Source organism: Maridesulfovibrio bastinii DSM 16055 (assembly GCF_000429985.1).
Lineage (GTDB): Bacteria > Desulfobacterota > Desulfovibrionia > Desulfovibrionales > Desulfovibrionaceae > Maridesulfovibrio > Maridesulfovibrio bastinii.
The window spans coordinates 113676-120985 of sequence record NZ_AUCX01000017.1; the positions used below are offsets into that span (position 1 = coordinate 113676).

Genomic DNA, 7310 nt, shown 5'->3' on the forward strand with positions numbered 1-7310 from the left:
GAAACTGTTTCGGTTAACAATTCATAAAAGGAGAAAATCCTGATGAAATTATTTAACTATTTATTTGCAGCAGCGGTGACTTCCATAGTTACGGCGATGCTTGCGGCTTCGGGGGCAATAGCCTGCACCACCATGATAATAACAAAAGGTGCTAGTGCTGATGGTTCGATGATGGTTGCCCATTCGGATGATGATGAACTTGGAGACCAGCGCCTGATTTTCGTTCCCGCCCATAAACAGACCGGCAAACGCCAGATTTTTGCCGACCAGATGCGCTACCCGAGGATTGTTACCGATAAACGCGGACCGGGTTATAATACCGGCGGCACCCCGACCAGTCCTATTTACAACCTGTCATATAAGGAAATATGGAAAATACTCGGAAAAGAAGTACCGACATCCTACGCATATTATGACGGCAACTATGGCATAATGAACGAACATAACCTGATGTTCGGTGAATGCACCAACGGAGCCAATTTTGAGCCGCCCTACAACAACGGTACTAAAAAAGGCCCGCTTAGAATTTTTTACAGTGCGGAACTTTCACGCATAGCGCTTGAAAATTGTAAAACAGCCCGTGAAGCTATTGTTCTCATGGGTGGACTTATTGATAAATACGGTCTCTTCGCAACAGGTGAAACGCTGCTTGTAGCTGATAAGGATGAAGCATGGGTTTTTGAAATGTGCGCTGTTGATGACGATGACGATAATTCCGTATGGGTGGCCCAGCGCGTTCCTGACGGAATGGTTTTCGTTGCTGCAAATGAATTCCGTATCCGTGAAGTGGATTTCAAAGACAAGGGACATAAAAATTTTTACTGGTCCAGACATCTGCCTGCCGGAGTGAAAGGTGCCGGATACTGGGATGGCAAGGGTAAGTTCGACTGGCTGCGCTATGTCAGTCCGGGAGAATACAATCATCCTTATTACTCCCTGCGCCGGGTCTGGAGAGTTCTTGACCGTGTAAATCCGGACCTTGGTTTAAGCCCCTGGGTTAAGGACGGATATACCGAAGCTTATCCCTTTGCCGTTGCTCCGATGAAAAAACTGAGAGCATATAATGTGTTCGGGCTTTACCGTGACCATTACGAAGGAACCCAGTTTGATATGACCAAGGGAGTTGCTGCCGGACCTTACGGAGATCCGCACAGATTTGTAGGTCCCTACGATGGCCCGCAAAACAACATAGGCGGCGAGCGTAAAATGTATGGTGCATGGGAAAGAGCCATCTCGGTTTTCTATCAGGGCTACACCTTTGTCTGCCAGTACCGCCCTGAGGCACCCGAAGCAACCAGAGGAATTCTCTGGTTCGGACCGGATGTTTCATACACAACCTGCTTTGCCCCCTTCTTCACCAGAGCATCAGGTCTTAACAAAGCCTATTCTGAGGGAAGCCCCCAGAAGCTTGACCGCAATGCAGCATGGTGGGCATTTGATTATTTGAACACTCTATCCCGCAACAACTTCCAGAGAATGACCGACGTGGATATCATCCCCTTACAAAGGAGACTTGAATACAACTCCATGCGCTTTATCAGAAAAGTGGACAGACAGGTTTCATCACTTGCCCCTCAAGATGTCCCGGAATATCTTGAAAAAGTTGCCACACAGAATTCAAATAACATCCTTGAAGAATGGTGGAACCTTGGAGACACTTTGATAGCCAAATATGCTGACGGCTATATCAACCTGCCGGATGGTGACCATAGTAATCCGGCAACCGCCCTGCCTGTTGAAATAGGCTACCCTTCAACATGGCTGGATAAAACAAATTACAGCAACGGGCCGACAACTTACGACATGAAATAAAAAAACAAAAATCCCGCCGGAAAATTTCCGGCGGGATTTTTAATTCCAATATATGAAAAAAATCAATGGGGACGAACTTTACTCTTGGGGCAGGTTTCCTGAAGATAACAGACTTCACATCCTCCCGAATAGGGGTAAGGAGTGAATACAGCGTACTGCCTGTTGACTGTTCCTTCCTGATTCCATGTCAGCCCGAGTTTTTCAAAAGCTTCCAGAGCAGCTGAACCCGGTTTGGGAAGCGGAGCACATTTGCCTTCTTCCATTTCCGGCAGCAGGGACTGAACAGCTGACATTATCAAACAGATTGCAAGGTTGTGATGAGCCATGCCTTCTGTCGGGGTTTCCTGCCAGATTTCTTCAACTTCATCCTCTACTTCCTTTTCAAGATAAAGAAGCAGAAAACTTCCGCCCTTGCTTCCCGGCTCAGGCTTCAGTTCGTATGATTTAAGTTTGGGAATCCATTTATTCCAATATTTTTCAAGACTCTCCATAAGAGAATGTTCAATTCTGGATGTGCCGTTAAGTTCGGCAAAATACCATATATCAAATTCAGGAGTAGTCTTGATTTCACTTATCTCAAGAGCACACATTTCATTATCCTCCATTCAGCGTTTGCGAAACAGTGTCCTTACCTTTTTCAGAGCCATGACACAAGGTTTCACCAAGTAGGCCCTGCTTTTAAAGATAGTACTTTCAAAAATCCATCAAGCAGTCTTAGCTCAGAGACCGTTTAGGATTTATCCCCGAAAGCCTGTTTCATCAGATGATTATTTAGCCCGCCCAAATCTGCCGGGGTGTAGCCGAAAACATCTTTCCAGTTTTCGCTGGACTCCATACAGAAATAGAGCTGTTTATCCATGCCGTATTTTCTAAGCCTATCAACAATAAATTTAAACTGTCTTACTCTAAGCGGTCTGAGCAGACGCATTTTATTATCTTTTCCGACTATGAACTCATCGTAAATATAAGTGGTTTCAGGAAAATTATTTTCAATAACCTGCTTCAAATGCGGCATGTGGCGGAAAGAGCCCAGACTCATATAAGCTATGTCTTCCGGCTTAAGATAATCGAAAATCATATCCACAATACGCGAATATCCCTCGCGCCAGCCATCAAAACGGATTATCGGATCAAAATGCAGACAGACTCTGAATCCGTTTTGAGCACATTTTCTTGCTGCACTCAGACGTTCTTCAAGCGAGGATGTGCCAAACTCTTCATGGTCATGAATATAAGGAGCATTCAGAGACCACGCCGGAAGCACCCGGTCCGTGCGGGTCAAATTTTCCATCCACGAAAGATCAATAATTTTAGATTTAAGTTCAAGGCAGACATTGGGATATGATTCAAGAAAAGTCGTAAGATCGTTGCTGTACCCTGTGAGAGATTCCAATGCCAGAGAGTCTGTATACTCCCCGGTCCCGACTCTGAATCTTTTACCCGGTTCGGCTGAAAATGATTTTCCAAGTTCATCAAAAAGATCATTCTGATTCGCCCAGACTTTCATTATGCGGTCCTGAAAATATGCCTGCAAAATACAGTATGAACACGCAAGAGGACAATTTTCACCGATATGTATTATTTGGTAACCACAACAATGATAGTATCTTGTTCCGGGACAGAAACGTAAAAATTTACCTTTATATTCTTTGAGATAAAGGTACTGCGCATCCCCTTCAAGATTTTTCATAACTTCAGGCAGACCACCGTCATCAGTCTCAACCGGTTCAAGCGGAAGTTCAGGAAGTCTTGAAGCCACGCGCAAGGCCAGCGGGGAATTCATCATTGATGAATCAACAAATATTCTCTCAATTTTTTTTAAATGCTCCGGCAGTTTGAATTCGTTCATAATCAATCCTCCCGCCCCAGATTCCAGAGTTTCTCCCAGTCAGAAGAAGCCGCAACACCATTTAATGTCGCCAAAGCTTTTTCAAGATCACTACGGGAACGAATGCGGAATGATATTTCCGAATCACCGCTTTCAAAATTAGCTGTGGAATTTATCTTCCACCAGGTTCCCGAAATAATAGCTGAAGACAGGCTACTGAACTCGGATTCAAGGCTGGAAAGATGCGGATAACGAATACTCTTTGCCTGTGCGGTAAGACGGGACACGGCGTCCTTGGGATTTTCATCTTCAGTCCGCGGTAAAATATTATTTTCTTTTATAAGCTCTGAGATACTTTTGCCGCTGTATTTTGAGAACTCATAAAGCCATGTCAAAAAATTAACGGCATTGGACCGCGACCAGCCCATATTTTCAAAAAATGGTTTAACCGTGCTGCGCTCTTCAGATGAAAATGATTTTAGAATTGGCGCGACAGCAAGGGGTAAGCTGCCTGAAACAAGAAGTGAATCAAATTCCTCAGGCAATTCAAGCCACGCCAGCCATAATTTCATATCCTTTGATCTGGCTTTAATCCCAAGCATGGGAGCCACTTCGTCTTTAATGAAATTAACATCGCTGATCTTTGAAAAATATCTGAAAGCTGAAAGACGCATGGCATCATTTAAAGCCCGTCCGGAATTTTCCTGCATATAAATCAATCCGCACTTAACAGGATCAGCTTCTATAACAATAACATTCAGCTCAATCCCCAATTTTAATGCTGCAAGAGTTCTCTTATATCCGGCGACAATTCTGAAACGTCCATCCTGTTCCAAAGCAATCACAGGGCATAACTGTCCATATTCAGAAATAGACCTGAGAAAATTTTCATCAGGCTGTTGAGGCCATAAAATGCAGTCGGTATTTATATCAGCTTTCGCAGGATCTATAACATTCAATGGGGAATTTTCCACCTTGTATGCTCCATCAGCCGGAGGCTGTTTTTTAAATTTTAACAAGTACCTGCCACTCAATCTATTTCACGATACGTCTTGACATGATAGCAAAGCTATTCCTATAAATTTTAATCTTGTAATTTTTTTTACAGGCTGCTCTTTAATGTACAGGGACGGGTGAATATACCGTTCAGGCTGGATAAACAATCAGATAAATGGAGTTGTTTAATGTCGGAAGCCTTGAAATCCCAAAGAACGTACGCTCTAGTCGGCCACGGAGGTTGTGGCAAAACCTCTGTGGCAGAAATGATCCTCTTCAACGCCGGGGTTACGAACCGTCTCGGAAAGATCGAAGAAGGCACAACCACTCTGGATACTGAACCTGAAGAAATAAAACGCCGAGGTTCTATTCAGCCGGGTTTTGCAAATTTCAAGTGGAAGAAAAACGATCACTTTCTGATAGATACTCCCGGTGACTTCAACTTTAACGGCGACCTGCCATACACTCTGAAAGCAGCAGACGGAGTGGTATTTATTATCGATGCCGTTGACGGAGTCAAGCCGCTCTCCCGCAGAGCATGGAAAGCTGTTGAAAGAGCAGCCCTGCCCACCATTATTTTTATTACCAAAATGGACCGCGATCGCGCCGACTTTGATGCTGCGCTGAACAGTATCAATACCTCACTTGGAGTTCGTCCCGTCCTTCTTCAATACCCCATAGGAAATCAGGAAAATTTCAGAGGAATAGTTGATATACTGGCTATGCAGGCATGGTATTTTGATGAAGACGGCTCTGTCTCCAAAGGGGAAATTCCCGGAGATATAGTTGAAGAGGTTGAAATACTGCGTGAAACAATGATCGAAAACATCGCTGAAAGTGATGAAGATCTCATGGAAAAATACCTTGAAGAAGGTGAGCTTTCCAATGAAGAAATAAACAGCGGATTGTTGAACGGTATTAAAAATAGAGAAATTTTTCCTGTCTGCATCGGTTCGGGAATTGAAAATAAAGGTGCAAACCTATTGCTGGACGTCATTCAGCAATACCTTCCATCTCCTCTGGAACACCCTGACTGGGAAGGTCAAAACGGGGAAAGCCGTGCATCAGATCCTGAAGCTCCGGTGGCCTGTTTCGTCTTTAAAACAATTGCAGACCCTTTTGCAGGCCAGCTATCAATATGCAGAGTTCTATCCGGTACCATCAAAGGAGATCTTCCGCTGGTCAATCCGTCAAAAGACGGAAAAGAACGGCTGGGAAACATTATGTTCATGCAGGGCAAAGAACAGATTCCCGCTAAGGGTGAACTCGGTCCCGGAGCCATCATCACTCTTTCAAAATTAAAAGATACTTCTTCCGGTGATACTCTTTGTGATGAAAAAAATCCTTTTGTACTGGAAAAACCAAGTCTGGCCCCGCAACTAATTACTTTTGCCTTGTCTCCTGCGGAAAAAGGCGATGAGGATAAAGTTTTTCAGGCAATCCAGAAACTTTTGACAGAAGATATAAATCTCACCCTTGCCCGTGATGAAGAGTCTGGAGACATTCTGCTTTCTGGAATGGGGCAGAACCATATCGAAGTTTCTGTTGAAAAGGCCAAACGCCGCTACAAAGTTGATATCATACTGAAAACCCCGAAAGTACCATACCGTGAAACTATCAAAGGAACGGCTGAAGTACAGGGAAGATATAAAAAACAGTCGGGCGGGCGCGGACAGTTCGGTGACTGCTGGATTAAAATCGAACCTCTGCCGAAAGGTGAAGGCTATGAATTTGTCGATGCAATCGTTGGCGGAGTTATACCGCGTCAATACATTCCTGCGGTTGATAAAGGAATAAAAGAAGCTGCCGGACGCGGTTTTCTGGCCGGAGCACCTATCATCGACTTCAAGGTCACCCTGTATGACGGTTCATACCACTCTGTCGATTCATCGGAAATGGCTTTCAAGGTTGCCGGATCAATGGCTTTCAAAAAAGCCTGCGAGTCAGCCAAAGTAACCCTCCTTGAGCCTCTTATGACTGTAACGGTAGAGGTTCCCGACCAGTTTATGGGCGATATTATCGGTGACCTTTCCAGTCGCCGGGGTAAAGTTCTCGGCTCGGATTCAAGCGGTGGGGTCACCGAAATAAGAGCGCATGTACCGATGTCGGAAGTTCTGCAATATGCTCCGGACCTGAGATCCATGACCGGAGGTCAGGGCACTTTTACTATGGAATTCTCCCACTATGAAGAATGCCCTTCTCAGATTGCAGAAAAAGTAATTGAGGAACACAACAAAGCAAAAGAAGATTAACAGAACTTCAACATATTAATTCTGTTCAGAATAAATCCATCCTGAACACCAAAACAAGCAAAGCCGCTCCTTATTATAAGGGGCGGCTCAGATTGATGACAAAGTCCTCGCCTTTTGGCGGGGACTTTTTTATATTATTTGCATGTTAAAAAAATCTGATCAAAAGCAAGTCACTGTTGAGCTAGTAACAATTGAAGAGCTGGTTCCTGAAAACCATTTACTTCGAAAAATAAATAAGTTTATCGACTTTTCATTTATTCGAGAGAAGACCAAGCATCTTTACTGTGATAACAATGGTCGTCCAGCAATTGATCCAGTTGTTCTTTTTAAGATGTTATTTATTGGGTATATATTTGGAATTCGCAGTGAGAGGCGTCTTGTCAAAGAAATACAAGTCAATATGGCTTATCGCTGGTTTCTTG

Annotated in this window: 6 protein-coding genes; 3 read left to right on the plus strand and 3 right to left on the minus strand. The window is 44.1% G+C overall.

What is annotated here, in order from left to right; all coding sequences use genetic code 11:
• Positions 1–42: 42 nt before the first annotated feature.
• The gene (locus G496_RS0109710; protein WP_027179117.1) at positions 43–1812 is read left to right on the plus strand and encodes a dipeptidase; all 1770 of its coding nucleotides are present in this window, start codon (positions 43–45) and stop codon (positions 1810–1812) included.
• A 62-nt stretch (positions 1813–1874) separates the two neighbouring features.
• Here the strand turns inward: G496_RS0109710 and G496_RS0109715 are convergent, their stop codons facing one another.
• From G496_RS0109715 to G496_RS0109725, 3 genes are all read right to left on the minus strand, one after another.
• Positions 1875–2417: a hypothetical protein gene (locus G496_RS0109715; RefSeq protein ID WP_342665375.1), complete on the minus strand. Its 543-nt coding sequence runs from the start codon at positions 2415–2417 to the stop codon at positions 1875–1877.
• A 125-nt stretch (positions 2418–2542) separates the two neighbouring features.
• Positions 2543–3661: an SPL family radical SAM protein gene (locus G496_RS0109720; protein WP_027179119.1), complete on the minus strand. Its 1119-nt coding sequence runs from the start codon at positions 3659–3661 to the stop codon at positions 2543–2545.
• A 2-nt stretch (positions 3662–3663) separates the two neighbouring features.
• Complete coding sequence (locus G496_RS0109725) at positions 3664–4614, minus strand: ParB/RepB/Spo0J family partition protein (protein ID WP_027179120.1); 951 nt, start codon at positions 4612–4614, stop codon at positions 3664–3666.
• A 210-nt stretch (positions 4615–4824) separates the two neighbouring features.
• Between G496_RS0109725 and fusA the strand changes: the two genes are divergently transcribed.
• Positions 4825–6888, plus strand: a complete 2064-nt coding sequence (gene fusA / locus G496_RS0109730) for an elongation factor G (RefSeq protein WP_027179121.1) — start codon at positions 4825–4827, stop codon at positions 6886–6888.
• 142 nt (positions 6889–7030) lie between these two features.
• A partial coding sequence (locus G496_RS0109735) for a transposase (protein WP_027179122.1) occupies positions 7031–7310 on the plus strand: 280 nt, incomplete at its 3' end.

Bases quoted from the DNA above. Each gene is read 5' to 3' on its own strand.
- G496_RS0109710 (WP_027179117.1), top strand. From the start codon at position 43: ATGAAATTATTTAACTATTTATTTGCAGCAGCGGTGACTTCCATAGTT.
- G496_RS0109715 (WP_342665375.1), bottom strand. From the start codon at position 2,417: ATGGAGGATAATGAAATGTGTGCTCTTGAGATAAGTGAAATCAAGACT.
- G496_RS0109720 (WP_027179119.1), bottom strand. From the start codon at position 3,661: ATGAACGAATTCAAACTGCCGGAGCATTTAAAAAAAATTGAGAGAATA.
- fusA (WP_027179121.1), top strand. From the start codon at position 4,825: ATGTCGGAAGCCTTGAAATCCCAAAGAACGTACGCTCTAGTCGGCCAC.